Source organism: Streptomyces bicolor, from assembly GCF_000719285.1.
Lineage (GTDB): Bacteria > Actinomycetota > Actinomycetes > Streptomycetales > Streptomycetaceae > Streptomyces > Streptomyces bicolor.
The window spans coordinates 68,761-95,407 of the sequence record NZ_JOFS01000007.1 but is presented as its reverse complement, the minus strand read 5'-3'; the positions used below and the strand labels follow the sequence as shown (position 1 = coordinate 95,407).

23 protein-coding genes are annotated in these 26,647 nt (G+C 71.7%); 12 read left to right on the top strand and 11 right to left on the bottom strand.

Going from position 1 to position 26,647, the window contains the following annotated elements; all coding sequences use genetic code 11:
* The first annotated feature begins 88 nt into the window (after nt 1-88).
* Nucleotides 89-3,142, top strand: a complete 3,054-nt coding sequence (locus IF78_RS0110880) for an FAD-binding and (Fe-S)-binding domain-containing protein (RefSeq protein ID WP_031480556.1) — start codon at nt 89-91, stop codon at nt 3,140-3,142.
* Nucleotides 3,143-3,168: 26 nt separating this feature from the next.
* On the top strand, nt 3,169-4,974 hold the full coding sequence (locus IF78_RS0110875) for a thiamine pyrophosphate-requiring protein (protein WP_031480558.1): 1,806 nt from the start codon (nt 3,169-3,171) through the stop codon (nt 4,972-4,974).
* Between the two features lie 24 nt (nt 4,975-4,998).
* On the opposite strand, the gene IF78_RS0110870 is transcribed toward IF78_RS0110875, so the two are convergent.
* The 7 genes from IF78_RS0110870 to IF78_RS0110840 form a co-directional block, all read right to left on the bottom strand.
* Complete coding sequence (locus IF78_RS0110870; protein WP_031480560.1) at nt 4,999-6,750, bottom strand: complex I subunit 5 family protein; 1,752 nt, start codon at nt 6,748-6,750, stop codon at nt 4,999-5,001.
* Nucleotides 6,750-7,100, bottom strand: a complete 351-nt coding sequence (locus IF78_RS0110865; protein ID WP_031480562.1) for an NADH-quinone oxidoreductase subunit K — start codon at nt 7,098-7,100, stop codon at nt 6,750-6,752. Before IF78_RS0110865 ends, IF78_RS0110870 begins: the two co-directional genes overlap by 1 nt.
* A 7-nt stretch (nt 7,101-7,107) precedes the next feature.
* The gene (locus tag IF78_RS0110860; protein WP_031480564.1) at nt 7,108-7,848 is read right to left on the bottom strand and encodes an MnhB domain-containing protein; all 741 of its coding nucleotides are present in this window, start codon (nt 7,846-7,848) and stop codon (nt 7,108-7,110) included.
* Nucleotides 7,845-8,111: a Na(+)/H(+) antiporter subunit B gene (locus IF78_RS0110855; protein WP_031480566.1), complete on the bottom strand. Its 267-nt coding sequence runs from the start codon at nt 8,109-8,111 to the stop codon at nt 7,845-7,847. Before IF78_RS0110855 ends, IF78_RS0110860 begins: the two co-directional genes overlap by 4 nt.
* The gene (locus IF78_RS0110850; protein ID WP_031480568.1) at nt 8,104-8,556 is read right to left on the bottom strand and encodes an MrpF/PhaF family protein; all 453 of its coding nucleotides are present in this window, start codon (nt 8,554-8,556) and stop codon (nt 8,104-8,106) included. Before IF78_RS0110850 ends, IF78_RS0110855 begins: the two co-directional genes overlap by 8 nt.
* Nucleotides 8,553-8,735 carry a hypothetical protein gene (locus IF78_RS0110845; RefSeq protein ID WP_031480570.1) on the bottom strand — a complete coding sequence of 61 codons (183 nt, stop codon included), beginning with the start codon at nt 8,733-8,735 and terminating at the stop codon, nt 8,553-8,555. The genes IF78_RS0110850 and IF78_RS0110845 overlap by 4 nt, the downstream gene beginning before the upstream one ends.
* Before the next feature lie 88 nt (nt 8,736-8,823).
* Nucleotides 8,824-9,246: a CBS domain-containing protein gene (locus IF78_RS0110840; RefSeq protein ID WP_031480572.1), complete on the bottom strand. Its 423-nt coding sequence runs from the start codon at nt 9,244-9,246 to the stop codon at nt 8,824-8,826.
* A 176-nt stretch (nt 9,247-9,422) separates the two neighbouring features.
* Between IF78_RS0110840 and IF78_RS0110835 the strand changes: the two genes are divergently transcribed.
* On the top strand, nt 9,423-10,442 hold the full coding sequence (locus IF78_RS0110835; RefSeq protein ID WP_031480574.1) for an SDR family oxidoreductase: 1,020 nt from the start codon (nt 9,423-9,425) through the stop codon (nt 10,440-10,442).
* A 458-nt stretch (nt 10,443-10,900) separates the two neighbouring features.
* Here the strand turns inward: IF78_RS0110835 and IF78_RS0110825 are convergent, their stop codons facing one another.
* Nucleotides 10,901-11,197, bottom strand: coding sequence for a hypothetical protein (locus tag IF78_RS0110825; protein WP_031480576.1), 297 nt, complete (start codon nt 11,195-11,197; stop codon nt 10,901-10,903).
* A gap of 280 nt (nt 11,198-11,477) precedes the next feature.
* Here IF78_RS0110825 and IF78_RS43515 point away from each other — a divergent pair, with 280 nt between their 5' ends.
* Nucleotides 11,478-12,476, top strand: coding sequence for an SMI1/KNR4 family protein (locus tag IF78_RS43515; RefSeq protein WP_037640179.1), 999 nt, complete (start codon nt 11,478-11,480; stop codon nt 12,474-12,476).
* A gap of 115 nt (nt 12,477-12,591) precedes the next feature.
* On the opposite strand, the gene IF78_RS0110815 is transcribed toward IF78_RS43515, so the two are convergent.
* A complete protein-coding gene (locus tag IF78_RS0110815; RefSeq protein ID WP_031480580.1) occupies nt 12,592-13,662 on the bottom strand; it encodes a zinc-dependent alcohol dehydrogenase family protein in 1,071 nt (356 codons plus the stop codon).
* Between the two features lie 234 nt (nt 13,663-13,896).
* Between IF78_RS0110815 and IF78_RS0110810 the strand changes: the two genes are divergently transcribed.
* Together IF78_RS0110810 and IF78_RS0110800 are read left to right on the top strand one after the other, a co-directional pair.
* Nucleotides 13,897-14,550, top strand: coding sequence for a DNA alkylation repair protein (locus IF78_RS0110810; RefSeq protein WP_051827706.1), 654 nt, complete (start codon nt 13,897-13,899; stop codon nt 14,548-14,550).
* A 347-nt stretch (nt 14,551-14,897) separates the two neighbouring features.
* Nucleotides 14,898-15,320 (top strand): CBS domain-containing protein, encoded by a 423-nt coding sequence (locus tag IF78_RS0110800; RefSeq protein WP_031480584.1) that lies wholly within the window; start codon nt 14,898-14,900, stop codon nt 15,318-15,320.
* 144 nt (nt 15,321-15,464) lie between these two features.
* On the opposite strand, the gene IF78_RS0110795 is transcribed toward IF78_RS0110800, so the two are convergent.
* On the bottom strand, nt 15,465-16,181 hold the full coding sequence (locus tag IF78_RS0110795; RefSeq protein WP_031480586.1) for a TIGR03943 family putative permease subunit: 717 nt from the start codon (nt 16,179-16,181) through the stop codon (nt 15,465-15,467).
* Nucleotides 16,178-17,194 carry a permease gene (locus IF78_RS0110790; RefSeq protein WP_031480588.1) on the bottom strand — a complete coding sequence of 339 codons (1,017 nt, stop codon included), beginning with the start codon at nt 17,192-17,194 and terminating at the stop codon, nt 16,178-16,180. The genes IF78_RS0110795 and IF78_RS0110790 overlap by 4 nt, the downstream gene beginning before the upstream one ends.
* Before the next feature lie 497 nt (nt 17,195-17,691).
* Here IF78_RS0110790 and IF78_RS0110785 point away from each other — a divergent pair, with 497 nt between their 5' ends.
* The 6 genes from IF78_RS0110785 to asnB all read left to right on the top strand — a co-directional run bounded on the left by IF78_RS0110785 (nt 17,692) and on the right by asnB (nt 26,634).
* The gene (locus tag IF78_RS0110785) at nt 17,692-19,170 is read left to right on the top strand and encodes a sugar transferase (protein ID WP_031480590.1); all 1,479 of its coding nucleotides are present in this window, start codon (nt 17,692-17,694) and stop codon (nt 19,168-19,170) included.
* 70 nt (nt 19,171-19,240) lie between these two features.
* Nucleotides 19,241-20,557, top strand: coding sequence for a nucleotide sugar dehydrogenase (locus IF78_RS0110780; RefSeq protein WP_031480592.1), 1,317 nt, complete (start codon nt 19,241-19,243; stop codon nt 20,555-20,557).
* Nucleotides 20,547-21,815 (top strand): glycosyltransferase family 4 protein, encoded by a 1,269-nt coding sequence (locus IF78_RS0110775; protein WP_031480594.1) that lies wholly within the window; start codon nt 20,547-20,549, stop codon nt 21,813-21,815. The genes IF78_RS0110780 and IF78_RS0110775 overlap by 11 nt, the downstream gene beginning before the upstream one ends.
* Entirely contained in the window at nt 21,812-23,188 is a 1,377-nt protein-coding gene (locus tag IF78_RS0110770; RefSeq protein ID WP_031480596.1) for a Wzz/FepE/Etk N-terminal domain-containing protein, read from the top strand. Before IF78_RS0110775 ends, IF78_RS0110770 begins: the two co-directional genes overlap by 4 nt.
* Complete coding sequence (locus tag IF78_RS0110765; protein ID WP_031480598.1) at nt 23,185-24,696, top strand: Wzz/FepE/Etk N-terminal domain-containing protein; 1,512 nt, start codon at nt 23,185-23,187, stop codon at nt 24,694-24,696. Before IF78_RS0110770 ends, IF78_RS0110765 begins: the two co-directional genes overlap by 4 nt.
* A gap of 3 nt (nt 24,697-24,699) precedes the next feature.
* Nucleotides 24,700-26,634, top strand: coding sequence for an asparagine synthase (glutamine-hydrolyzing) (gene asnB, locus IF78_RS0110760; protein ID WP_031480600.1), 1,935 nt, complete (start codon nt 24,700-24,702; stop codon nt 26,632-26,634).
* The last annotated feature ends 13 nt before the right edge of the window (nt 26,635-26,647 follow it).

The following is a 26,647-nucleotide window of genomic DNA, read 5'->3' as shown; positions in this document are numbered from 1 at the left end:
ATCCAGGCCCTTCCGCCGTTACCCGCCCCGCACCGGGGTACCCGGGTGGCCGCACCGGACACTCCCCGTACGCGCCCGGAGGCAGACGATGAGCAAGCGCGCCCTCGGAGCACCTCCCGCTGGTCTGGTGCCCGCGCTGCTGGCCGAGGCCGACGCGGAGGTCCGCTTCGACGCCGGCAGCAGGGCCGCCTACTCGACCGACGCCTCGAACTACCGGCAGGTCCCGCTCGGCGTCGTGGTGCCGCGGACCGTCGACGCCGGTGCCCGCGTCGTGGAGGTGTGTGCCCGGCACGGCGTCCCGGTCACTTCCCGGGGCGGTGGCACGAGCCTGGCCGGGCAGGCGACGAACGCGGGCGTGGTGATCGACTGGAGCAAGCACTGCAACGCGCTGGTCTCCGTCGACCCCGAGGCCCGTACCTGTGTCGTGGAGCCGGGCATCGTCCTCGACGAGCTCGACCGGCAACTCGCCGGCCACGACCTGCAGTTCGGGCCGAGGCCCTCGACGCACAGCCACTGCTCCCTGGGCGGGATGGTCGGCAACAACGCGTGCGGGGCGTCCGCGCAGGCGTACGGCAAGACGGTGGACAACGTGCGCCGGCTGGAGGTGCTCACCGCGGACGGCCTGCGCATGTGGGTGGGGCCCACGTCGGCGGCGGAGCGGGCGCGGATCGCCGCCGCCGGAGGCCGTGGGGCCGAGATCCACGCCGGGCTGGATCGCCTCGTCACCGAGTACATGGGGGACATCCGGCGTGGCTACCCCAAGCTGCCGCGCCGGGTCTCCGGCTACAACCTCGACTCACTGCTGCCGGAGAACGGCTTCGACGTCGCCCGCGCCCTGGTCGGCAGCGAGGGCACCCTGGTCACCGTCCTGCATGCCGAACTCGACCTGGTCCCGGTCCCCGCGTTCCAGTCGCTGCTGGTCCTCGGCTACGACGACATCTGCCGGGCCGCCGACGACGTACCGCGCCTGCTGGAGCACTGCTCCCCCACCCAGCTGGAGGCCCTCGACGGGCGGATGGCCCAGCTGATGCGCGAGGAGCACGCCTATCTCGACTCCCTCGGCACCCTTCCGGAGGGTGACAGCTGGCTACTCCTGCAGTTCAGTGGGGACAGCCGGGAGGACGTCGACGAGCAGGCGTACGCGTTGCTGGCGGCCGTCGGCCGCGCCGAGCAGGACGACTCGGTCGCCTTCTCCGACGACCCGGAACGCGAGCAGCGGATGCTCAAGGCCCGGGAGGCCGGGCTCGGGGTGACCGCGCGCCCGCCCGACGACCGGGAGACGTGGGAGGGCTGGGAGGACTCCGCCGTACCGCCCGACCGGCTGGGCGACTATCTGCGCGACCTGAAGCGGCTGTTCGCGGAGTTCGACTACGGCCACCCGTCCCTGTACGGCCACTTCGGGCAGGGGTGTGTGCACACCCGGATCCCCTTCGGACTGACCTCGGCCACCGGTGTGGCGGACTTCCGCCGCTTCCTGGAGCGGGCCGCGGACCTCGTGGCCTCCTACGGCGGCTCGCTGTCCGGCGAGCACGGTGACGGCCAGGCCAGGGGCGAGCTGCTGACCCGTATGTACGGCGAACGGCTCGTGGCCGCGTTCCGGGAGCTGAAGTCGCTGTTCGACCCCGGCGACCTGATGAATCCGGGCAAGGTCATCGACCCGAACCCGGTCGACGGGCAGCTGCGTCTGGGCCCCTCCTGGCGCCCGGCGACGTCGCGCACCCACTTCGGGTATCCGGAGGACGAGCACTCCTTCACCCGCGCGGTGCTGCGGTGCGTGGGCATCGGCAACTGCCGTTCGCAGCAGGGCGGGGTGATGTGCCCCTCCTACCGGGCAACCCTGGAGGAGGAGCACTCCACGCGCGGCCGCGCCCGGCTGCTGTTCGAGATGCTCGACGGGCATCCCGAGCCGGTGGTCAGCGACGGCTGGCGCTCGACCGAGGTACGCGACGCCCTCGACCTCTGCCTGGCCTGCAAGGGCTGCAAGTCGGACTGCCCGACGGGTGTGGACATGGCCACCTACAAGGCCGAGTTCCTCGCCCACCACTACGCGGGGCGCCTCCGCCCGGCCGCCCACTACTCGATGGGCTGGCTGCCACTGTGGGCTCAACTGGCCGAGCGCGCACCCCACTTGGCGAACGGTCTCCTGCGCGCCCCGGGCCTCGGCCGGGCCGGGCGGCGGCTGGCGGGCGTGGATCCCGCCCGCCAGCCCCCGGTCTTCGCCGAGCGGAACTTCGTACGGTGGTGGCGTGCCCTCGGCACCGAGCCGCCCGACCCGGCGGACCCGGCGACCGTGCTGCTGTGGCCGGACACCTTCAGCGACCACTTCCACCCGTTCGTGGCGATCTCCGCGGCACGGCTCCTGGAGGACGCCGGTTTCCGTGTCGCCGTGCCCGAGGCGCCCGTCTGCTGCGGACTGACCTGGATCTCCACCGGTCAACCGGCGATCGCGAAGAGGGTGTTGCGCCGCACCCTGCGGATCCTGAGGCCCTACCTCGACGCGGGCACCCCCGTCATCGGCCTGGAACCGTCCTGCACCGCCGTCCTCCGCTCCGACGGCCCCGAACTGCTCCCCGACGACCAGGACGTACGGCGGCTGGCCGAGCGGACCCGCACCTTCGCCGAGCAGCTCGTGCACCACGCGCCCGACGGCTGGAACCCGCCCCGGCTGTCCCGTGGGGCGACCGTGCAGACGCACTGCCACCAGCACGCGGTCCTGGGATTCGACGCCGACCGCGAGCTGATGCGCCGCGCCGGTCTGGACGCCGACGTCCTCGACGAGGGCTGTTGCGGACTGGCCGGCAACTTCGGTTTCGAACGCGGGCACCACGAAGTTTCCATGGCGGTGGGCGAGTTGGGCGTACTGCCCGCCGTCCGGGCCGCCCCTCCCGGCGACCTGGTGCTCGCCGACGGCTTCAGCTGCCGTACCCAGATCGAGCAGGGCGACACCGGACGCCGCGCCCTGCACCTCGCCGAGGCCCTGTCCCTCGGCCTCGACGGCAATCTGCCCGCCGATCACCCCGAACGGCCGGCCCGCCGCACCGACCCTCCGTCCCGCGCCGCCCGCTGGGCGACCAGCGCGGGTGCGGCCGCGCTGACCGGTGCGGCCGCCCTGGGAGTCGCAGCACGTCTGCGCCGCTCCTGACCGACCACCCCGGAAGGATCCCGATCATGTCGACGAAGGTCTCCGACCACCTCCTGACGCGGCTGCGCGAGTGGGGAGTGGAGCACGTCTTCGCCTACCCCGGCGACGGCATCAACGGGCTGCTCGCCGCCTGGGGCCGCGCGGACGACAATCCCCGGTTCATCCAGTCGCGGCACGAGGAGATGTCCGCGTTCGAGGCCGTCGGTTACGCCAAGTTCTCCGGCCGGGTCGGCGTCTGCGCCGCCACCTCCGGACCCGGCGCCATCCACCTGCTCAACGGCCTGTACGACGCCAAGCTCGACCACGTGCCCGTCGTCGCGATCGTCGGCCAGACCAACCGCAGCGCGATGGGCGGCTCGTACCAGCAGGAGGTCGACCTGCTGAGCCTCTACAAGGACGTCGCCTCGGACTTCTGCGAGATGGTCACCGTCCCCGAACAGCTTCCCAACGTGCTCGACCGGGCGATCCGGACCGCCGTGGCGCGCCGCTCGGTGACCGCAGTGATCATCCCGGCCGACGTCCAGGAACTCGAGTACTCCGCGCCCGAGCACGCCTTCAAGATGGTCCCCTCCAGCATGGGCATGCCCCACTACGCCCCGGTGCCCGACGACGAGGACCTGCGACGGGCCGCCGACGTCCTCAACTCCTGCGGGAAGATCGCCCTGTTGATCGGGCAGGGCGCGCGCGGGGCCCGGGCGGAGGTGCAAGCGGTCGCCGACCGGCTCGGCGCCGGCGTCGCGAAGGCGCTGCTGGGCAAGGACGCCCTCGACGACGACCTGCCGTATGTCACCGGCGCGATCGGGCTGCTGGGCACCCGGCCGTCGTACGAGATGATGATGGAGTGCGACGGTCTGCTCGTCGTCGGCTCCAGCTTCCCCTACAGCCAGTTCCTGCCGGAGTACGGCAAGGCGCGGGCCGTGCAGATCGACGTCGACCCGCACATGGTCGGCCTGCGCTACCCCTTCGAGGTCAACCTCGTCGGCGACGCCGCCCGCACCCTGCGCCGGCTGCTGCCGCTCCTCGACCAGGTCGAGGACCCGTCCTGGCGCAAGAAGATCGAGGACAACGTGGCGCGCTGGTGGGAGGTCATGGAACGGCGGGCCACCGTCGAGGCCCGGCCGGTCAACCCGGAGTACGTGTTCCACGCGGTCGACGACCTGCTCCCGGAGAACGTGATCCTGAGCGCGGACTCCGGATCGGCCGCCAACTGGTACGCCCGGCACCTGAGGCTGCGCGGCGCGATGCGCGGCTCGCTGTCGGGCACGCTCGCCACGATGGGGCCGGGGGTGCCGTACGCCATCGGCGCGAAGTTCGCGCACGGCGACCGGCCGGCGATCGCCCTGGTCGGTGACGGGGCGATGCAGATGAACGGCATGGCCGAGCTGATCACCGTCGCCAAGTACTGGCAGGAGTGGGCGGATCCGCGGCTGATCGTCGCCGTCCTCAACAACCAGGACCTCAACCAGGTCACCTGGGAGATGCGCGCCATGTCGGGCGCCCCGCAGTTCCTGCCCTCCCAGGCCATCCCCGACGTCGCCTACGCCGACTTCGCGCGCTCCGTCGGTCTGACCGGCGTGCGGGTGGAGAAGCCGGAGGAGGTGCGCGGCGCCTGGGAGACCGCGCTGGCGGCCGACCGGCCCTGCGTCCTCGACTTCGTCACCGACCCCGCCGTACCGCCCATCCCCCCGCACGCCACCCTCGACCAGATCGAGGCCGCGGCGGCCTCCGTCCTCAAGGGCGACAGCGACCGCGCGGCCATGGTCAAGCAGGGCTTCAAGGCGAAGGTCCAGGAGTTCCTGCCGGGGCGCCGCCACGACGCCGACCGGCCGTGACGCGTCCCTGAGTACGGCTGTCGCTCAGCCGCCCAGCACCCCCGGCAGCGCCAGCGCCCCGACTGCCGTGGCGCCCAGGAGGAGCCATGCCACGTAGTCGCCGACGTGCCCGGTCTGGAGGTGGCGCAGGAACTGGGCCAGGGCGGGGGCGGGGGCCCGGTGCGGGTGGAAGACGGCCAAGGCGGCCAGGGCCAGGGCGAGCAGCGTGGCCAGGAGGCCGAGGAGGGTTCCGGGCAGCGTCCAGTGGACGGGGACCCGGGTACCGCCGGAGCCGGCCTCGGTGACGGCGCGGGCCACAAGCTCGCCGAAGCCTGGGACCACGCCCACGGTGAGCGCGGCGGTGAGAAGCAGCGCGGGGACCGCTGCCATGGTGTCCGGTACCCGGCGCAGCCTGGCCTCGGTCTCGGGCCGTTCGTCGGCGCCGGTGGTCTCGTAGGCGTCCGATTCCGCGGGGTGGGGGCCGAGCCCCCAGAACACCCGGGCGGCCAGCCGCAGTACGGCGGCAGCGGTGAGCGCCGATGTGAGGACGTACAGCGCCGTGAGCGGCCCGGCGACCGTCTCCTCGACGAGCGACTTCCCGAGGGCCGTGCCGAACGGGGGGAGACCGGCGAGCCCCAGCGCGCCCGCCACGAACATCACGCCCACGCCGCGCATCCGGCCAACGGCGCGGCCGTGCAGGGCGAGTTCGTCCATGCTGCCGTACCGGTCGAGGAGTACGCCCGCGCAGGCGAACAGCGCGGCCTTCACCCCGGCGTGCCCGAGGACGTACAGCGCCACCCCGGTGTCCGCAGCCGGGTCCAGGACACCGACACCGACGAGGAACAGGCCCAGGTGGGCGACCGTGGAATAGGCCAGCAGCCGTTTGATGTGCCGCTGGTACCAGCACATGACCGCGCCGATCGCCGCCGTGAGGACGCCGAGTGTCACCAGCGCGCGTTCCAGGTCGGCCGCCGGGATGCCGCCCGGCCCGGCGAAGACTGTGGTGTACACCCGCCAGACGCCGTAGACGCCGAGTTCCACCATGACGCCGGACAGCAGCATGCACACCGGGGTGGGGGCGACCGCGTGGGCGTCCGGGAGCCAGAAGTGGAACGGCACGACGGCGGCCTTCACCAGCAGGCCGGTCATCACCAGTACGAACGCCGCGAGGACGAGGGCGTCGGGTCCGCCGTGCGCGTCGAGACCGCGTCCGATCCCCGTCATCGACAACGCGCCGGTGCGCGCGTACAGCAGCCCGATGCCCATCAACAGCGCATACGCGCCGAGTGAGTTCACCACACCGAAGGTCAGGGCGCCCTGCACGGCCTTCGCCTCGTCGATCCGGTAGCCGGTCAGCGCGTAGGCCACGACGCTCATCAGCTCGAAGAACACGAACGCGTTGAACAGGTCGCCGGCCAGGGCGAAGCCGCTCATGCCCGCCTGGAACACCAGCATCAGGGCCGGGAAGGAGCCCGCGTGGCGGCGCGGCGGCTCGTCGAAGTAGCGCCAGGAGTACGTCAGTGCCGCCAGCGTCAGCAGTGCGGCGAGGGCGGCCATGCCGAGCGCCGGCCCGTCGCCCACCAGCGTGATGCCGATGCCGGGGCGCCGGCCGCCGACCTGTTCCGTCAAGGGCGGCGAGGAGTGGAACAGCAGCACCAGCGCGAGCACTCCCCCGCCGCCGGAGACCGCGCAGCCGGTGATCTCGGCGGCCCGGCGCGGCAACCGGCGCCCCGCGGCCACCAGTACGGTGGCGCCGAGCAGGGGCAGCGCGGTGAGCAGCGGGAGGAGATGGTGCATCAGCCGCGCAGCTCCGACAGTTCGTCGGGGTCGACCGTGCCGTGGCGCTTGGCGACCTGGAGGACGAGGGCTAGCAGCAGCGCGGTGACGGTGGCGCCGACGACGATGTCCGTGAGGGCGAGGGCCTGGACGACGGGGTCCACCAGCGGGCGGGTGCCGGGCTCCAGATCGGAGAAGACCGGTGCGGTCGCGCCGTCGCGGTAGCCGACGGCCAGCAGCAGGACGTAGGTCGCGGACTGGCACACGGCCAGACAGCCGACGGCGTGGATCAGATTGCGGCTGGTCGCGAGGCCGTAGCAGCCGACCAGGAAGATCCATACGGCGATCAGGTACGGGAAGACGTGCGTCATCGGGCGGTCAACTCCCCTGTTCCTCCTCGATCTCGACGGCCTGGTCCAGGAACCGGGCGAGCAGCACCACGACCGCGCTGGTCACCTCCATGCCGATGGCCGCGTTCAGCAGGGGCACGGTGCCGCCCGAGGACAGCGTGTTGAAGGTGCCGTACGGCAGCAGCGTGTTGGCCAGGAACGCGGTGCCGGCGAGGACGCCCGCGAGGCCGACGACCAGGTAGGCGCAGGTGCCGAGCGCGTCGGTGACCTCGTACGTCCCGATCGGGCGGACGCGTTCCAGGGCGCGGTAGTCGGCGCCGAGGTACAGCAGGTGCAGCGCGGTGGCGGCGACGACGCCGCCCTGGAAGCCGCCGCCGGGGCTGAGCTGCCCGTGGGCGACGACGTAGAGGCCGACTACGAGGGCGACGGGCAGCACGAGGAGGGCGTAGCGGCGCACCGGCGGTGCCACGTCGGACGGTTGGGGCGGTTCCCGGTGTTCGTCGCGGGCCTGCCGCAGCAGCACCACACAGCCGACGACCGCGGCGAAGAGGATGCTCATCTCACCGAGGGTGTCGTGGGCACGCAGGTCGAAGTTGACGAAGGCGACGGTGTTCGCGGTGTGGCGGTCGAGGGACGCGCGGACGGCGGCCTCGCCGTAGGGATGCCACCGCCCGCCGAACGAAGGGAGGTCCAGGCAGGCGAGGACCAGCAGCGCGGCGAGACCCGTGCCGCCGACGGCCAGCACGGCGAGACGCAGCCGGCGGCTCATCCGTCGCCGCCTTCGTCCGTCGTCCGGGCGCGCCGTCTGACCTTGCGCACGGACAGCATGATCAGCAGCGGCGTGAGGGCCGAGCCGACGGCCAGTTGCGACAGAGCGACGTCGGGCGCCTGGAGGACGGTGAAGAGCACGGCCAGGACGACGCCCTGCAGGGACAGTACGAGGGCCTGACGGGACGGATCACGGGTGGCGACCGCCGCGGTGGCGGTGGCGGCCACCAGGAGGAGGACGACGACGATCACCGCGTCAGCCACCGCGCACCTGCCGGAAACCGCCCTGAAGGGCCCGGGAGGCGACGAGGTTCCCGCCGATCAGCAGGACCCCGGTCACCAGGAGCTTCACCATCGCCCGGCTCGGGCCGGTGGCCGCGCACACGGCGACCACGACGGCCGCGCTCACCCCGGCCGCTGTCCAGGTCAGGCCCCAGGCGGCGGGTGTGGCCACGGCCAGTTCGTCCGCGAGCAGCCGCGCGAAGACGAGTGTGCCGACCGGCCCGAGGAGCGCGAGGAGCAGGGCGAGGTCCACGTAGGAGGGGCGGTGGTAGCCCTGGGCGAGCAGGAGCAGGCTCGGGCAGGCCACGGCGGTGGTGAGGTTCTGTGCGACCATCCGCCGGGACAGCGGGCCGCTCGCCACTCCCCACAGGGCCGCCGTCAGGCCCGCCCCGAGAAGGATCGTCGCGGCCAGGATCCAGGCGTTCAACGCGCCGTCACCGCCCGCCGGCCGGCCCGGGCGGCGACCGCCCCGACGGCTGCGGCGCTTGCGCCGACCAGGACCTCCAGGGCGTCGACCGTGCTGACGAGCACGAGCCACAGCAGACCGAACGCGGCCCACCAGGCCGCCAGTTCGGCGGTGGCGGCAAGGGCCGTACGCCGTGTCATGGCCCAACTCCTCTCGACGCCCCTGGCATCCAAACACCGGCGTCACCCAGGGGGCGCGGCGGCGCGCAGACCCATGCGGGGGAACGGCCTACGTGTTGGGCCGGGCGGCGCTGATGTCGCCGAGCGCGGACTTCTCGTCCCGCTCGATCGCCAGGTCTCCCAGCGAGACGATGCCGACGGGCTCGTCCTCGGCGCCGACGACGGGCAGCCGCCGGACGGAGTGCTCGCGCATCAGCGAGACCGCGCGATCGAGGGTGTCGTCCGGGGACACGGTGACGAGTTCTTCGCTGCAGGCCCGGGCGATGGTCGTCCGCTCCGGGTCCTCACCGTCCGCCAGGGCCCGGACCACCAGGTCACGGTCGCTCACCAGGGCCCGCAACCGGCCGTCTTCCGTGACCAGTACGGCGCCGACGTCCCGGTCCCGCATCATCCGGGCCACGGCACCCACGGATGCCTGCGGTTCCACGGTGACGAGAACGCCGGTCATGATGTCCTGCACGCGCTGGGCCATGACGGCCCCCTTTCCACGTCCGACTGAGCCTTTCGGCAGCCGGGTACCCGAGCGCGGGATTCCTCACCCCGTCCGTGGCCACCGAACGCCGGGTGTCCGGCCGGCCGCTTCCGGCGGAGGATCCGCGGTCTTTCACGGGAGGTATCCGGGGTACCCGCCGAGCGGAAGGAGCCCTCATGTCACAGGTCGTCGTCATCACCGGGGCGAGCGCCGGCATCGGCCGCGCGACCGCCCGGCTCTACGCGCGGCGCGGCGCGAGCGTCGCCCTGATCGCGCGAGGGCGCGACGGGCTGCAGGCAGCGGCGGCGGAGGTGGCGGAGCTGGGTGGCCGCCCGTTCGTCCAGGAGGCCGACGTCGCCGACGTCGCTCAGGTCGAGGCCGCGGCCGAGGCGACGGAGAAGGTCCTCGGCCCCATCGACGTCTGGATCAACTGCGCCTTCACCAGTGTGTTCGCGCCCTTCGACGAGATCGCCCCGGAGGAGTTCCGGCGCGTCACCGACGTCACCTACCTCGGCTTCGTCAACGGTACGAGGGCGGCGCTCGCCCGCATGCTCCCGCGCGACCACGGCACGATCGTCCAGGTCGGCTCCGCACTCGGCGAGCGTGCCATTCCGCTCCAGTCGGCCTACTGCGGCGCGAAGCACGCCATCAACGGCTTCACGTCGTCCCTGCGGGTCGAGTTGCTCCACCGGGGCAGCGCCGTGCGTCTCACGATCGTCCAGATGCCGGCGGTCAACACCCCGCAGTTCTCCTGGGTCCGCTCCCGGCTCCCGCACCACCCGCAGCCGGTCCCGCCGATCTACCAGCCCGAGGTCGCCGCGCGCGGTGTCCTGCACGCCGCCGACCACCCCGAGCGCAAGCAGTACTACATCGCCGCCGGCACGGCCGCCACGATCTGGGCAAACCGCCTGGCCCCGGCCCTCCTCGACCGCTATCTGGCCCGTACCGGGTTCGCCTCGCAGCAGACCGACGCCCCCGCCTCGCCCGAACCGGACAACCTCTTCACCCCCGCCGACCGGCTGCCCACCACCGACCACGGATCCCACGGCGCGTTCGACGACCGCGCACACACCCGCTCCTGGCAGGCGGCCCTGGCCCGTCATCCCGCGGCAACCACCGCCACCGCGTTGGGTCTGGCAGCCACGGCCATGGCCCTACGACGACGCCGCGCGCCCGTCCGTGGCACGTCCCGCTGACCAGCCCCGGTCGCGACGGCACAGCCCGGTCGCCGTGAACGAATCCGCGGCAGATCCGCGCATGCATACACACGGGCGGGGGCCTGACCCACTGTCATGGATCAGGTCCCCGCCCGTTTCTCCGAGGGGCAAACGGCCCGGCGGCCCCGGCATCGGCATGGCATCGCTCAGCGGCCAAGTCGGCACGGCTCGCCGGACACCGGTGCACTGCCGTCAGCGGGACCCATGGGCCGTATGGCACGGCCCGTCCTCCACCGGTGGGTCTCGCTCTGGGCCGCCGGTCCGCTCCCGCCGGCGGATCCCGTCGATCAGCCTCCGTCGACATGCGGACGGCCGGCCGACCTCTGCAACAGGCGACCGCGGTTCCACACGGCCCACTGCTCATCCGGGATCCCCATGTCCCACGCCGAGATCATCACGGCACGGGACGTGGCGAGCACCCCGTTCCACGGCACAACCTAGAAGGCCTTGTTGCCGCAGCCCATCTCCGAACCCAGGTGGGTGGGTGCCTGCCCACCCGCGATGCCCTCACCGTTCAGGGCGTTGCCCAGCGCGCCGTTGAGCACGCCCACCTGGCCGAGGACGTCGAGGTTCAGGTCGTGCGACTTGCAGCTGGAGCTCTGAAGGACGCTGACCTTGTCCCCGCCCTTGCCGCCGTGCCCGTCGAGGCCCTGAGCCGTGGCCGTTCCGGCGCTCATGAGTCCGACACTGCCGAGGGCGACGACCAGGACGGCGGCCTTCCGAAGCTTGTGCATGTCATCTCCGTGGAGTGAGGTGGATGCGATCCGTGAGAGATCGACTTCGTACAGTGAGAGGAAAGATTAATGGTAAAAGTCCCAATATATTCCCAGGCACGCCGTGGCGCTCGGCCTCGCCCCGAAAGCACGGCCATTCGCGGGACAACTCCGCTTGGAGCAGGGCCCTCTGAGTCATCGTCACCTGGCCCTCGCCCGCCGCCCGTCGGGCCGGACGCCTGCGCCGTACTGTGTGAGGGCCCGTCACCGTTCCGCATCCGAGAGCAAGGAGCGCCAGGCCATGAACGTCGAGGTTCCTCAGGAGATACGCGACACCGCCGCCCGGCTCGGGAGCGGCGCCCCCTATGCCCTGAGCGTCATCGCCGGGCAACTGGCGCATGACCCGGACATGGGGCGGCCCTCGGAGTTACCGGGCATCCTCACGGTGAGGGTCGACGGCGACCTGTTCGAGGACTGCCCCGACCTGGCCATCGGCTACATCCGCGAGCCCGACTGGATCCAGATCCGGTACCTGAACCGGGCTCGCTCAGCCGAGCCCGCGACGGACGCCCAGGACCGGGAGGACGGCCCGGGCCCGGACCAGGACCAGGACCAGGACCAGGACCAGGAGCAGGGTCCGGGACAGCCCGCCGACCCTGCCACCGACGCGATCACCGTCCGGGAGATCGCCGACGCCTGGTACCGCATCACCGCCTGGCTCCGGCGCAATGCCCCCGACTCGCATGCGGCGCTCCGCGCGGGCGCGGGCGCCGCCGCCATGGCCGCCCTGGAAGCCGAACTGGGCACTCCGATACCCCTCGAGCTTCGCGTCCTGTGGTCGCTGACGGCGGGCGACGACGGGGTCGATGGCGGGGGATGCCTTCCGGGCAACAATGCTCTGATGCGCCTGGACGACGTCGCCGCCGTCCACCGGCTGCAGATGGGCTTCCAGGCCCACGAGGACACCCTCAACGCCCGCCGCCCCGAGGACGAACGGATCACCGCGTGGAAGGCAACCTGGATCCCGGTTGTCGCCCTGGGTCCGGCTGACAGCGTGTCAGGTCTGTACCTGGACGCCGAGACCGGCTACCTGGGCCGCTGGTCCCGCTTCAACGACGACCCCGCCGACGAACTCGACACACTGGTCACCTACCTGGAAGAGGCCGCCGACATGCTCGAAGCGCCGGCCCTCGCCACACGGGACAGACCCGGCCTGGTCGACGGGGCGCTGGTGTGGCTCAGCAGAGTCGACCCCGCGCGGGAGGGCCGGTGGCAGCCCTTCACGGAGCAGCGAAGATGAGCGGTTCCCTTGGCTCCTGGCCCGGCCCGAGAGACAGTGGAGACAGGAGCGGCACCGATCCCCCGCGGTGTCGCTCCGTGCACAGGGCCGACAACGATGACCGCACGTCCCTTCGTCAGGCCGCGCCCACCACGACGACCTCGTGCTGCTCCCCGCCGAGCACGACCTTGAGGGCGCCGGTGTCGGCGGCGTGGGCGAAGACCTCGTACGCCTCCTCCATGCGGTTCAGCGGGAAGGTGTGGGTGACCAGCCGCGAGGTGGGCAGGCGGCCGGCGGCCGTCATGCGCAGCAGGGTGGGGGTCGAGTGGGTGTCGACCAGGCCGGTGGTGATGGTGACGTTCCTGCTCCACAGGTCCTCGAGGTGCAGGACCGCGGGGGTGCCGTGTACGCCGACGTTGGCGACGTGGCCGCCGGGCCGGACCATGCGGGTGCACAGCTCGAAGCTCTCCGGGGCCCCGACCGCCTCGATGACGACGTCCGCGCCTAGTCCGTCGGTGAGGTCGGCGACCAGCTCTTCCGGGGTCTCCCGGGCCTCGACCACCGCGTCGGCGCCGAGCTGCCGGGCGGCCTCCAGCCGGGCGGGAGCCAGGTCCACCGCGATGATCCGTTCGGGAGAGAACAGCCGGGCCGTGGCGACGGCCGCCAGTCCGACGGGGCCGGCGCCGACGATCACGACGGTGTCCCCGGGACGGACGTGCCCGTTGAGCACGCCCACCTCGTAGGCGGTGGGGAGGATGTCGGCCAGCAGGACGGCGTCCGCGCTGTCCAGGGCGCCCGGCAGGGAGTGCACGGACAGGTCGGCGTAGGGCACCCGGACGTACTCGGCCTGAGTGCCGTCGATCAGATGGCCGAGGATCCAGCCTCCGCCGCCGCGGCACTGGCCGTACGTGCCCTGACGGCAGTACGCGCAGCGCCCGCACGCGCTGATGCAGGAGACCAGGACCCGGTCCCCGGGACGCACGGTACGGACGTCGCCGCCGGCCTCGACGATCTCGCCGACCGCCTCGTGGCCGAGGACGGTGCCGGGGCGCACTTCGGGGACGTCGCCCTTGAGGATGTGCAGGTCCGTTCCGCAGATGGTGACGACATCGACGCGCACGACCGCGTCGGTGGGTTCCTTGATGGCCGGGTCCGGAACCTCTTCCCAGGCGGACCGGCCCGGGCCGTGGAACACGTAGCCCTTCATGACGTTCCTCACCTCACTCGATGAGCTGCGGAGCCCCGGCCCGGCGACGTGGCCCTTCACCAGGACGAGCGTGGCGCGGCCCTGTGCCGGGATGTCTGCCCCGCACATCCAGCTTGCCCCGCATACGTGCGGACCGCTTGGGGCGGTCGGTGGCCCGACGTCCCTCGTAGGCTGAATCCCGCGTATGACTGACAGGAGGCTGGGGTGGCCGGGACGACGACGGTGGCCGAGGTGATGGCCGAGCTGGCCGCGCTCGAGGACCCGACGGCACGCGCGGTGAACGAGAGACACGGTGACGATCACGGTGTGACCCTCAGCAAGCTGCGCGCCCTCGCGAAGCGGCTGAAGACGCAGCAGGAACTCGCGTGCCGGCTCTGGGAGACGGATGACACCGCGGCCAGACTGCTGGCGCTCCTGATCTGCCGCCCGAAGGCGTTCGAGGGTGCCGAGCTGGACGCCATGCTGCGCGGGGCGCGCACGCCGAAGGTGCACGACTGGCTCGTGAACTACGTGGTGAAGAAGAATCCGCACGCCGAAGAGCTGCGCCTGGCCTGGTCCGCCGATCCGGACCCGGTGGTCGCGAGTGCCGGCTGGGCGCTGACCACGGAACGCGTGGCGAAGAAGCCCGAGGGTCTCGACCTCGCGGGGTTGCTCGACGTCATCGAGGCGGAGATGAAGGATGCCCCGGATCGCCTGCAGTGGGCGATGAACCACTGCCTGGCTCAGATCGGAATCGAGCACGCCGAGCACCGCGACCGTGCCATCGACATCGGTGAGCGCCTGGAGGTGCTCAAGGACTATCCGACCTCCCCGGGCTGTACGTCCCCGTTCGCGCCCGTCTGGATCTCCGAGATGGTGCGCCGACGGCAGGGCGAGACGGTGGCTTGATCGGCCGCGAACACCCGTCCGCCGACGGTCCGGTCGGTGACGTGCACACCGCCGCCGCACGCCTGCATGGCCGCCGGGGCGAACACCGCGACGCCGATCGGCAGCCCGACGCAGCAGACGTGGTCGAGCACCGCGGGCAGGACGCCGACGTCGAGCGCCCGGTGCCTGCCGCGGTACCGGTCGAACACCTCGCAGCGACGCCGTCGGCACCCATCGCTCTCCACACTGTCAGCCGTCAGCCGGGTCACCGAGGTCGACGAGGACGTGGGAGTCGGTCACCTACGGGTACTCGGTGGCCGCACGGCGGTGAACGGCACCGCCTCACCAGCTATGGAGGGATGATCCTCATGACCCGACATGTCCGTGACGTCATGACGACCGACCTGGCGACCGTCGAACCGCAGACCCCTGTGACGGCGGTGGCCCGGATGATGCGAGACGAGGACATCGGCGCCGTTCTGGTCACCGAGGGCGATGAACTACGCGGGCTGGTCAGTGACCGTGACCTCGTGATTCGCGCGGTGGCCGAGGGCGGCGACCTGGCCCGGACGACCGTGGCCAACGCATGCAGCGAGGACCTGGTCACCGTCGGGCCCGATGACGACCTGGCCCGTGCGGTGCACGTGATGCGTGAGCATTCCGTGCGGCGTGTACCAGTCGTCGACGAAGGACACCACGCGGTGGGCATCGTCTCCATCGGCGACCTGGCCATCGAGCGTGACCCCGATTCGGCTCTCGGCGACATCAGCGCCGCGGAACCCAACCGGTGAACCACCCTGACAAATGTGGCTCAGTCAGCCGGACCGGCCTGTGCCTGCGCGTGCCGCCAGGTGAGGCGGAGGTCCGGCTGACATTCTCGGGCGCCCGGCGCCGGATGGACTGGCGCCGTGGAACGCCCATCGCGCTGCGCGTGATCAGCCGAGCGGAAGCGCGTCCATGTAGCTGTTCGAGGGACGCTCGACCTCGCTCACGGTACGGACATCGAGGGCGACCCGCGCGGAGCTCGTACCCAAGGTGCCGCCGGGGTGCCAGGTGCCCGTCACCGACACCCAGGTGTCCGCCTTCGGCGCCGCGACCCCGTACACCCGCACCTTCACCGACTGGACGTCCGCCGCACAGCAGCTGATCAGCAATCGGGTCAGATACCAGCTGCCGTCCTCCCCGGCGGGCGTCACGAAGCCCGTCATCTCGACGGTCCTCCCCTTGATCGCCTGGGTACGGTCCTGCTGCACGCGCCGGGTGAAGTCGCCCAGGGTGATCGGGAGGGGCGAGGTCGCGGGCAACGGGTCGAAGTCCTCGTCGCGCGCGTCCTGCGTTTCGACGACACGGGGCGCTTCCCGGGCCGCCGTGTAGGCGCCGAGCGCCGGCGGGGCGTAGAGGAGGAGGCTCAGGGCGGGAAGGAAGAGCAGCCAGGCGACGTGGGGCGGCGGGTGCGCTTCGTCGTGTCGTGTGCGCCGGTACACCGCCCTGGCCTCCGCCAGCCCCAGCGCCAGCAGGACGGCCCCGGAGGCGATCAGCAGCGGACGCATCCCCGGCTTCACGTACCGCAGGAACAGGTCGGTGAACAGGGACACCTGCAGCAGGCCGAGGCCGCTGAGGACGAGCAGGACCACCTGTACGGGCCGCTTCACAGCAGCACTCCTCCGATCAGCACGCTGCACACGATCGCCACCACCGTCGTCGCGGCGGAGAAGCGGACCGCGAACGCCCGCCCGAACGTGCCCGCCTGCAAGGCGATCAGCTTCACGTCGACCATCGGGCCGACCACCATGAACGTCAGCCGCGCGACCGGCGAGAAACCGGACAGCGAGGCCGCCACGAACGCGTCCGCCTCCGAGCAGACCGCGAGCAGAATGGCCAGTGCGGCCAGGAAGAGCACCGACAGCCAGGCCGAGTCGGCGAACGCGTCGACGACCGAGGGCGGCACGGCGACGTTGAAGGTGGCCGCCGCGAGCGCGCCCACCACCAGGAAGCCGCCGGCGTGGAGGAAGTCGTGCTGGAAACCGCTGCGGAACTCCGCCCAGCGGCTGTGCCCCGGCTGGTGCCCGGTGTGCCGTACGGCCGGCCTCAGCCACTCCTCCTTGCCCAGCCAGAGCCACAGCCAGCCCATCGCGCAGGCGGCCAGAAGCGAGGCCACCAGCCGGGCCAGGACCATCTCGGGTCGGCCGGGGAAGGCGATGGCCGTGGAGGTCAGCACGATCGGGTTGACGGCCGGGGCCGACAGCAGGAAAGCGAACGCGGCGGCGGGCGTGACCCCGCGTCCGATCAGGCTGTTCGCGACCGGCACGGACGCGCACTCACAGCCCGGCAGCACCACCCCCGCGGCCCCGGCGACCGGCACCGCCAGCGCCGGCCGCTTCGGCAGCAGCCGGGTGAACACCGACGCCGGCACGAACGCGTTGATCGCCCCGGACAGTGCCGTGCCCAGCAGCATGAACGGCACCGCCTGCACGACCACCGAGAGCGCGACCGTCCTCCACGCCTGTATCGCCGGCAACTCCGCCGACCATCCGACGAGGTAGAGCGCCGCACCGGGCAGAACGGCGGCGCCCAGCAGCAGGAGCGGCCAGTGCCGCGGCCAGCCGGGGCGTGCCCGCATGGTGGGCGCCGAAGCATCCTGGGCCCGATCCTGTGTCTCCTGCATCCCCGCTCCGACGCGTCACATGTTGTTCACAAGGTCGGATCAACATATCGGGCCCGAGCACACGCCCCCGCGCCGCTACCGGCGGCACCCCCGTCGCCGGCCTCAAAGCTTGAGCACAAATTACACACATCCCCTCTACACAACTGGCCCCGATGGTCTAGATTGACCGTGCTTCAGATGTTCGGACACGAGGCGACCAATAGGGATTTATAGGTCCGGCGCTACGGGAAGCCAAGAGCCGCGTCCCCCGCGCCGGACCCGTGTGAGTGATCAATTCTTGGAGCCGAGGGGGGCCTTGGGTGTGGGGAGCACCCGGGGTTTCGACGAATTCCCGTGCACCTCGCAGAGCCCGGCAGGACAGGCGAGTCCGCTGCCGCCGGGTGGGTTGTTCAAGTAGCGCTGCAAGAGCCGGGATGTCGTGCGCGGGGGCGGGGGCCTTCCGCGGGAGGAACCGTGTTGGGCGAACACGTCGAACCACTGGGGACCTGGGGGGTTCTGTGCCGCAAGGGGGATTAGTCGGCCCGTTTCCGTCGGAGCGCGGGCGTCTGACGAACGGGGCAATCAGCCGGCCCGCGATCGACTGGGAGCAGCGGTACCGCCGTACCGTGATCACCAGCGATACCGTGGCCACCGCGTTCGTGGTGGCGGCGATCGGCAACTTCTTCGGGGCCCGGGACGCGGCCAACTGGCATGAGAAGTGGGGAATTCTCGCCTTCGGCACCGAGCTGCTGGTGCTGGGGTCGCTTGCGGTGAGCCGGGCGTGGTCTCCGGCCGTGCTCGGACAGGGCGCCGAGGAATTCCGCCGGCTCGGACGCTCACTGTTCACGGCGACCGTCGTACTCGCGCTCGGCGGGATCGCCCTCACCTCGCGCAACATCAAGCTCTGGATCTTCGTCGCGATCCCCGCGATCGCGCTCGTCACCATGACCGCGCGGTATCTGCTGCGCCTGTGGCTGCACAAACAGCGGAAGGAAGGACGGTGCCTGAGACCGGTGCTCGCCGCCGGGAGCCCGGACACCGTGCGCGACCTGATCACCCGTACCCGCAAGTTCCCGCACCTCGGCTGGCGGGTGGAGGCGGTGTGCACGACGGACGGTCGCGGGCTCGATGGCGACCACCTGGACGGAGTGCCGGTCGTCGGCCGACTGACGGACGTCGCCAAGCACGTCCGCCACGACGGCTACCGGGTCGTCGCGGTCACACCGGACCCGCACTGGTCACCGGACCGGCTGCAGCGGCTGGCCTGGAACCTCGAGGGCAGCGACACCGAGATGGTCGTGGCCCCCGTGCTGATGGAGGTGGCCGGCCCGCGGCTGCACGTCGACGCGGTGCTCGGGATACCGCTGCTGCGGGTCAGCATGCCGGCCTTCACCGGGGGCCGCCGGGCGATCAAGGGCGTCGTCGATCGCGTGGGCGCGGCGGTCCTGCTGATGCTGTTCGCGCCGCTGATGGTGCTCGTCGCACTGCTCGTGGTGACGGACAGCCGGGGCGGGGCGTTCTACCGCCAGCGCAGGGTCGGCAAGGACGGCCACGAGTTCACCATGTTCAAGTTCCGCACGATGGTCGTAGGCGCTCATCGGGCACGTGCCGAGCTGGCCGACCGCAACGAGGGCGCCGGCCTGCTGTTCAAGCTGCGCCGGGATCCGCGGGTGACCCGGGTGGGAGCAGTGCTGCGCCGGTACTCGATCGACGAGCTCCCGCAGCTTTTCAACGTACTCACCGGTTCGATGTCGCTCGTCGGACCGCGGCCTCCGTTACCGGAGGAGTCCGCCGCATACGGCCCGGACATCCGGCGGCGGCTGCTGGTCAAGCCCGGACTCACCGGCCTGTGGCAGATCAGCGGGCGCAGCGACCTGTCGTGGGAGGAGGCGGTCCGGCTGGACCTGCGGTACGTGGAGGACTGGTCGCTCGCCCTGGACACAGTGATCTTGTGGAAGACGCTGCGTGCGGTGCTCTACGGCCAGGGGGCCTACTGATGCGCGGGGGTCGTCCGGCCGGCGCGCGGACCGCAGGCCGCAAGGGTCTGCCTGGGGGGAGGAACGGGTCATGAGAGTCAGCGTTTTCGGGCTCGGCTACGTGGGCTGCGTGTCGGCCGCGTGCCTGGCCGGCATGGGTCACGAGGTCATCGGGGTCGACGTGAACCAGGTGAAGGTCGACCTGGTCAACAGCGGCTTGGCCCCGGTGGTCGAGGAGCGGATCGGCGAGCTCATAGCCGAGGTCGTGCGCACCGGAGCGTTACGCGCCACCGGCGACGTCCGCGAGGCGATCAAGGACAGCGAGGTGTCGCTGGTCTGCGTGGGCACGCCGTCGGAGCCCAACGGCAGCCTGTGCACCACGTACTTGGAGCGGGTCACCGAGGAGATCGGCGCCGCGCTGGCCGAGCGGGGCGGGCGGCACACCGTCGTGTTCCGCAGCACCATGCTCCCGGGCACCTGCCTGAACCTGCTGGTACCGATCCTGGAGAAGTACGTCGGCGGCACGGCCGGGGTGGACATCGGGGTCGCGGTCAACCCGGAGTTCCTGCGCGAGGGCACGAGCGTGCGGGACTTCTTCGACCCGCCCAAGACCGTCATCGGCGAGCTCGACCCGGCAAGCGGCGACGTGGTGATGGCGCTGTACGACGGCCTGCCCGGCGAGGTGTTCCGGGTGCCGGTCCCGACGGCCGAGGCGATCAAGTACGCGGACAACGCGTTCCACGGCCTCAAGATCGGCTTCGCGAACGAGCTGGGCGCGGTGTGCCAGGCGCTCGGGGTGGACTCGCACCAGGTGATGGACGTGTTCCTGGCCGACCGCAAGCTGAACATCAGCCCCGCCTACCTGCGGCCCGGCTTCGCCTTCGGCGGCTCCTGCCTGCCCAAGGACCTGCGCAGCCTGGTCCACGCGGCGCAGCGGGCCGACGTCTCGGTGCCCATCCTCGCCCACGTGCTGCCCTCCAACTCCGACCATCTGCAGCGCGCGGTGGACCTGGTCGAGCGCACCGGCAAGCGCCGGGTGGGAGTGTTCGGGCTGTCCTTCAAGCCCGGCACCGACGACCTCCGCGAGAGCCCGCTCGTCGAGCTGGCGGAGCGGCTCTTCGGCAAGGGGTACGACCTCAAGATCTACGACGCCAATGTGAGCCTCTCCCGGCTGCTCGGCGCGAACCGCGAGTACATCGAGTCACGGCTGCCGCACCTCGCGCAGCTGCTCGCGGACTCCGTCGACGAGGTGCTCGAACACGCCGAGGTGTGCCTGGTCGGGACCAGGGACCCGGCCGTGCTGTCGGCGCTGCCCCACGGGGACGGCCCGGTGATCGTCGATCTCATCCGCCTTCCCGACGCCGAGGCGCGCCGGACCGAACCGGGGTACATGGGCCTTGCTTGGTGATGCGATAACCAGCGGCGACGGGGCGACCCGGCGCGCGCTGATCCTGGTGGAGAACTTGTCGGTGCCGTTCGACCGGCGGGTGTGGCAGGAGTGCACGACGCTGCGCGACGCGGGCTGGGAGGTGCACGTCATCTGTCCCCGGGGGGAGAAGCGGGACAGGGAACCGGAGACGGTGATCGACGGGGTGCGGATCCACCGCTACCCGTTGCGCGCGGCCACCGGAGGGCCGGCCGGCTACCTGCGGGAGTACGGATCGGCGTTGTGGCACACGGCCCGGCTGGCCCGCAGGGTCGGCCCGGTCGACGTGGTCCACGCCTGCAACCCGCCCGACCTGCTGTTCCTGCCGGCACTGTGGCTGAAGCGGCGCGGAGCGCGGTTCGTCTTCGACCAGCATGACCTGGTACCGGAGCTGTACCTGTCCCGGTTCGACCGTGGCAAGGACCTGCTCTACCGCGCCGTGTGCGCGCTGGAACGGCGGACCTACCGGGCCGCGGACATCGTGCTCGCGACGAACGAGAGCTACCGGGACGTCGCGATACGCCGCGGCGGTCGGCGGCCGGAGGACGTGTTCGTGGTGCGCAGCGCGCCCCAGACCGACCGGTTCCAACCGGTGTCGCCCGAGCCGGAGTTGAAGCGCGGCAAACCTCATCTGCTGTGCTACCTCGGCGTCATGGGCCCGCAGGACGGCGTCGACTACGCCTTGCGCGCCCTCGCGAAGCTGCGCGACGAGTTCGGGCGGAGCGACTGGCACGCGGTGTTCGTCGGCGCCGGCGACGCCTTCGACGCGATGGTGGAGCTGTCCCGGGAGCTCGGGCTCTGCGAGCAGGTGCAGTTCACCGGGCGCATCCCGGACGCCGACCTGGTGCGCTACCTGTCCACCGCGGACGTGTGCCTCTCCCCCGACCCGCGCAATCCGCTCAACGACGTGTCGACCATGAACAAGGTCCTGGAGTACATGGCGATGGGCCGGCCGATCGTCTCCTTCGACCTGCGGGAGGCGCGGGTCTCCGCCGGTGACGCCGCCGTCTACGCGCCCGCCAACGACGAGGCCGAATTCGCGGGGCTCATCGCGTTGTTGCTGGACGATCCGGAGCAGCGGGCCCGGATGGGCAGGATCGGCCAGGAGCGGATCAGCGGGCCGCTCTCCTGGCGGAACTCGCAAGCCTCGCTGCTCGCCGCCTACGCCGCTGCCTGCCCTGAGCACACTCCGGTGTCGGCGGGCGACCCGGTCAGGACAGGGAAGAGGCCGCGTAGTTGAGCGAGGACACGATACGCCTGGTCACGATCGGGCGGATTCTCCGTCGGCGGTGGCGGCTTCTCGCCGTCCTCACCGTGGTGGGCGCGCTCGTCGGCTACGGCACCTCGGTGCTGTTCCCGCCGCGGTACACGGCGTCGGCGTCGGTCCTGCTGCCGGGGCAGTGGGAGGAGCGCGAGCTGCTGACCCAGGTGGACATCGCGACCAGTTCGACGGTGGTCGACCGCACCGCCGCCGAGCTCGGCTGGAAGGGCGTCGGCGGCGACGAGCTGCGGGATCGAGTGAGCGCCGAGGCCGCCGACGGGAACATCATCAAGATCTCGGGTACGGCCGACACCCCGGAGCGCGCCCAGCGGCTCTCCGACCAAGTGGCCCGGCAATTCGTCACGTTCGTCGCGCGGATCGCAGGCGGCGGCACCGACTCGGAAGCGGCCACGGGGCTCGAGGCGCTGCGGCAGAAGGTCGAGGAAACCAACCGCCGCATCACCGACCTGGCCAATGCGGCCGATCCGGGGCAGACCGTGGAGAGCGTGCAGACCCGCACCGCCCTCGAGAAGCTGCGCACCTCGCTGGAAGAGGCCATGACGAAGCTGAACGAGGCCGATCCGGCGACCGACAAGGCCGGCATGGTCGTCATGGGGCCGGCCGCCCGGCCGACCGGCGAGGCGCCGCCGACGAGGATGCAACTCATCGTCGCCGGGGCGCTGCTGTTCCTCCTGCTCGCCGTCATCGGCCATCTCGTCGCCGCACGGGTGAATCGCCGGCTGCGCACTGAACCGGAGATAGCCGCGGCGCTGGGCTCGGCGTCGCTGGGTACCGTCGACGTGCCTGATGAACGGGGCGCGCACCGGCCACAAGGCCGCGGCCGACGGGCCTGGATCGGCCGACTCCTCGGCGTGGACACCCGGTGGGACATACCGACCCCGCAGAGGTCCGGCGACGAGGCCGGCATGCGGATCCGCTACCGGCGGGTGTGCGCTCGCCTCCGGGACCGGCTGCCGGCCCCCCGACGGCTGCTGGTTGTCGTACCGGACGGCGACGAGACCGCCCTCCGGGCCGCCGGGCAGCTCGTCGCCGAGGCCCAGGGCGATCCGGCGCTGCGGGTGGTGGAGGTCTCGGTTGACCGGCCGATGGTGCCGGACCGCGACACCGAGTCCGGTGCCCTGGTCGTCCTCAGCGCGGGCAACTGGACCGCGGAGGAGCTCGCCGGCATCGCCGAGGCGTGTGCGGACGGCGGGCACGAGGTCGTCGGCGTCGTCGTCGCCGGTACGGTCCGGACCCGTCCGACGCGGTCCGCCGACGGTGCGTCGCATTCACCGGATGACGCCACTCCGGCGCTCGCGGTTCACGGCCGGGCGACGGGAGGTTCAGCGTGACCACGAGCAAGACTTCTGAGTCGTCGGCCGCCGCTCCCCTTCTCGACCTGCAGGCACTGGTGGTGGCGGTGCGCAGGCGCCGCCGCCTCTGGTACGCCATGGCGCTCCTCGGGCTGCTGGTCGGCGCTGCGGTGGCGGTCCTGCTGCCGCCGCCGCCGACCGCGGTGACCAAGATCCTCGTCGTGCATCGCGAGGACCAGCCGAACGACACCGGAACACTGATCCGCACCGACGTCGAGCTGCTGGGGACCACACGGATCGCCGCCGAGGCCCTGCGGTCCCTCAAGTCCCCGGAAAACCCCGAGGACTTCATGCGGGACTACCGGGGCACCGGCCTGACCAACAACCTGCTGCAGATCACCGTGACCGGTGACAGCGACACGGACGCGGTGGCCCGGGCCAAAGCGCTGGCCGACGCTTTCGTCGCGGACCATGTGAGGCGGATGCAGGACGCCGCGAAGGCCGAGGCCAAGGCCCTGCTCGACCAGCGTGACCGCATGCGGGACGAACTCGCCCAGGTCAACGAGGCGATCGGAGACCGGTCGCCGGAGAGCGACCCGAAGGCGTCGGCGAGCATCGAGTCGCTCTTCGCCCGCCGGGCCGAGCTCAACTCGCGGATCGCCGATTTCGACCAGCGCGCCGCGGAGGCACGCACCGGCACACCCAAGGTCGTCGCCGGCACGCTGATCGTGGACGCCCCGCGCGCGGTGCGGCACTCGCTGCCCAAGGCCGCCGGCACCAACGCCGCGATCGGGCTCGTCCTCGGCCTGTTCCTCGGGCTCGCGCTGGCCGCGGTCGGCACGGTGGTGGCGGACCGCCCCGTGCTGCGCCGGGACATCGCGGCGAACCTGGGCGCCTCGGTCGTCACGGAGCTGCGCCGCGCGTCGCTGCGGTCGGGCAGGCTGTGGCGGCGCCGACGGACCCGGGCGGCACGCGAACGACTCACCACGACCCTCGCCCGCATCGTGCGCGGCTCCGCGGAACCGGTGTCGCTGCTGGAACTGGGCTGTGCGCGCAGCACGAGCGTGATCGCCCTGGACCTCGGCCGGACACTGGCGGCGGAGCAGCCAGTGGTCATCATCGATGGTCTGCCCGGCCCGCAGCTCGTCACAAGCCGCCGGAGGCCAGGTGACCCGGACGTGGTCAGCGGCGACCGTGCCGCGGCCGTTCCGCATCAGGGGCTCCGGCTCGGCGTCGGCTCGGTCGCGCCCGGCACGGCGTGGACCGACCTCCAGTACCTCGGCACCCGGACCGTGCTCGTCGTGCGTGCCGGGCACGGCAGCGCCGCATGGCTGCACACCGTGGCGCGGCAGCTCGCGGACCAGCACATCCCGGTGATCGGTGTGGTGCTGATCGACCCCGATCCACGTGACCGGACCGACGGCACGCTGTGGGACGGGCTGCACACCGCGCTGCGCGGCCGGAGCGAGCGGCTGCCCCGGCACAACGGGACCGAGCGGCCGTCATGGGCCGTACGAGTCCCTGACAACGACCAGGAGGCGCGGTAGGACATGTGTGGCATCGCAGGTACTTACCGATGGCCGGACGGGAAGCTGGTGACCGACCGGCTCACCGAAACCCTCGCCCACCGCGGTCCGGACGGGGCGGGCAGGTACGGCCACCCCGTCGGTGACGGTGAGGTGCAGCTCGGGCACCGCCGACTGGCCATCATCGACCTGTCCGAGACCGGCGCCCAGCCGATGGTCTCGGGCGGCCTCGCCCTGACGTACAACGGCGAGCTGTACAACGCGCCCGAGCTGCGCGCCGAGCTGGCAGCGGCCGGGGTGCGCTTCCGCGGTACCTCCGACACCGAGGTGCTGCTGGAAGCCTGGCGGCGCTGGGGCACGGACTGCCTGCCCCGGCTGCGCGGCATGTTCGCGTTCGGGATCTTCGACGAGCGCACCGGTGAACTGGTGCTGGCCCGCGACCAGTTGGGCATCAAGCCGCTGTTCCTGCTCCGGCGCGGCGAGGGCCTGGTGTTCGCCTCCGAGCTCAAGGCGCTCGCCGCCGCGACCGGCGGGTCACTGGAGGTGGACCATGCGGCACTGGTGGCCTCGCTGCTGTACTACTGGGTGCCCGACTCCCGGTGCGCGTTCCGCGAGGCGGAGAAGCTGCCGCCGGGGAGCTGGCTGAGGTGCCGGCCCGACGGCCGGGTGGAGCGCGGCCAATTCTGGAACCTGAAGGACGTCGCCGCCGAGGGCCGGGAGCGGGCCCGGGCCGGTGAGCGGCCGGACCTGGCCGCCATCGTCGAGGAGTCGACCCGGCAGCACCTGCTCTCCGACGTACCCGTGGCGACCTTCCTCTCCGGCGGCCTCGACTCCAGCTACCTGACCGCCCTGGCGGCCCGCCACCAACCCGGGATCTCCGCCTACACGATCGGATTCCGTGCCGAGGACGCCAAGTTCGAGGCGATGCCGGACGACCTGCGCTACGCCCGGCAGGTGGCCCAGCAGTTCGGCGTCGACCTGCACGAGATCGAGATCGCCCCGAACGTGCTCGACCTGCTGCCGCGGATGACGTACCACCTGGACGAGCCGATCGGCGACCCCGCCGCGATCAACACGTTCCTGATCTGCTCGGCCGCCCGCGAGGCCGGGGTCAAGGTGATGCTCTCGGGGATGGGCGCCGACGAGCTGTTCGCCGGGTACCGCAAGCACCTGGCCAACCTGCTCGCACTGCGCTACCAGCGCGTTCCGCGGCCCCTGCGGCGCGGGGTGTCCGCGGCCGTGGACCGGCTGCCGGTCGCCACGTCCCGCCGGGGGTATCGGTCCGTGCGCTTCGCGAAGCGGTTCCTCTCCTTCGCCGAGCTGCCGGAGGAGACGGCGTTCCGGCGCAGCTACACCATGTACGACCGAGGCGAGCTGCTCGCCCTGGTCGATCCGGACCTGGCCGGGACGGTCGACGACGTGCTGACCGAGCACGCGGACACCTACGAGGACAGCGCCCTCGACGACTTCGTCAACCGCATGTGCCTGACCGACGCGCGGATGTTCCTGCCGGGCCTGAACCTCACGTACACCGACCGCTCCAGCATGGCCGCGTCGACCGAGGTGCGGGTGCCGTACGTGGACGTCGAGGTGGTCAAGGCGGCGTTCGCCGTGCCCGGTGATCGCAAGATCGTCGGACGGCAGGGCAAGGCAGTCCTGAAGGAGGCGGCCACCTCCGTCCTGCCCCGGGAGATCGTGTACCGGCCCAAGGGCCTGTTCAGCGCTCCGCTGCGCGCCTGGATGAGCCGGGATCTGGCACCGCTGGTGCGCGAGGTGGTCAACGACGGCGTGCTCGTCCGTTCCGGGTTCCTGCGCCGCGACGCGCTGCAGCGGCTCGTCACCGAGGACGCCTCCGGGCAGCGGGACTTCTCCAAGCATCTGTGGCATGTGCTGACCCTCGAGTACTGGTATCGCGACGCGACCTCCGGGTCCGGCCAGAGCACTCGGTTAACGGCTTAGGAATCAGAGGAGT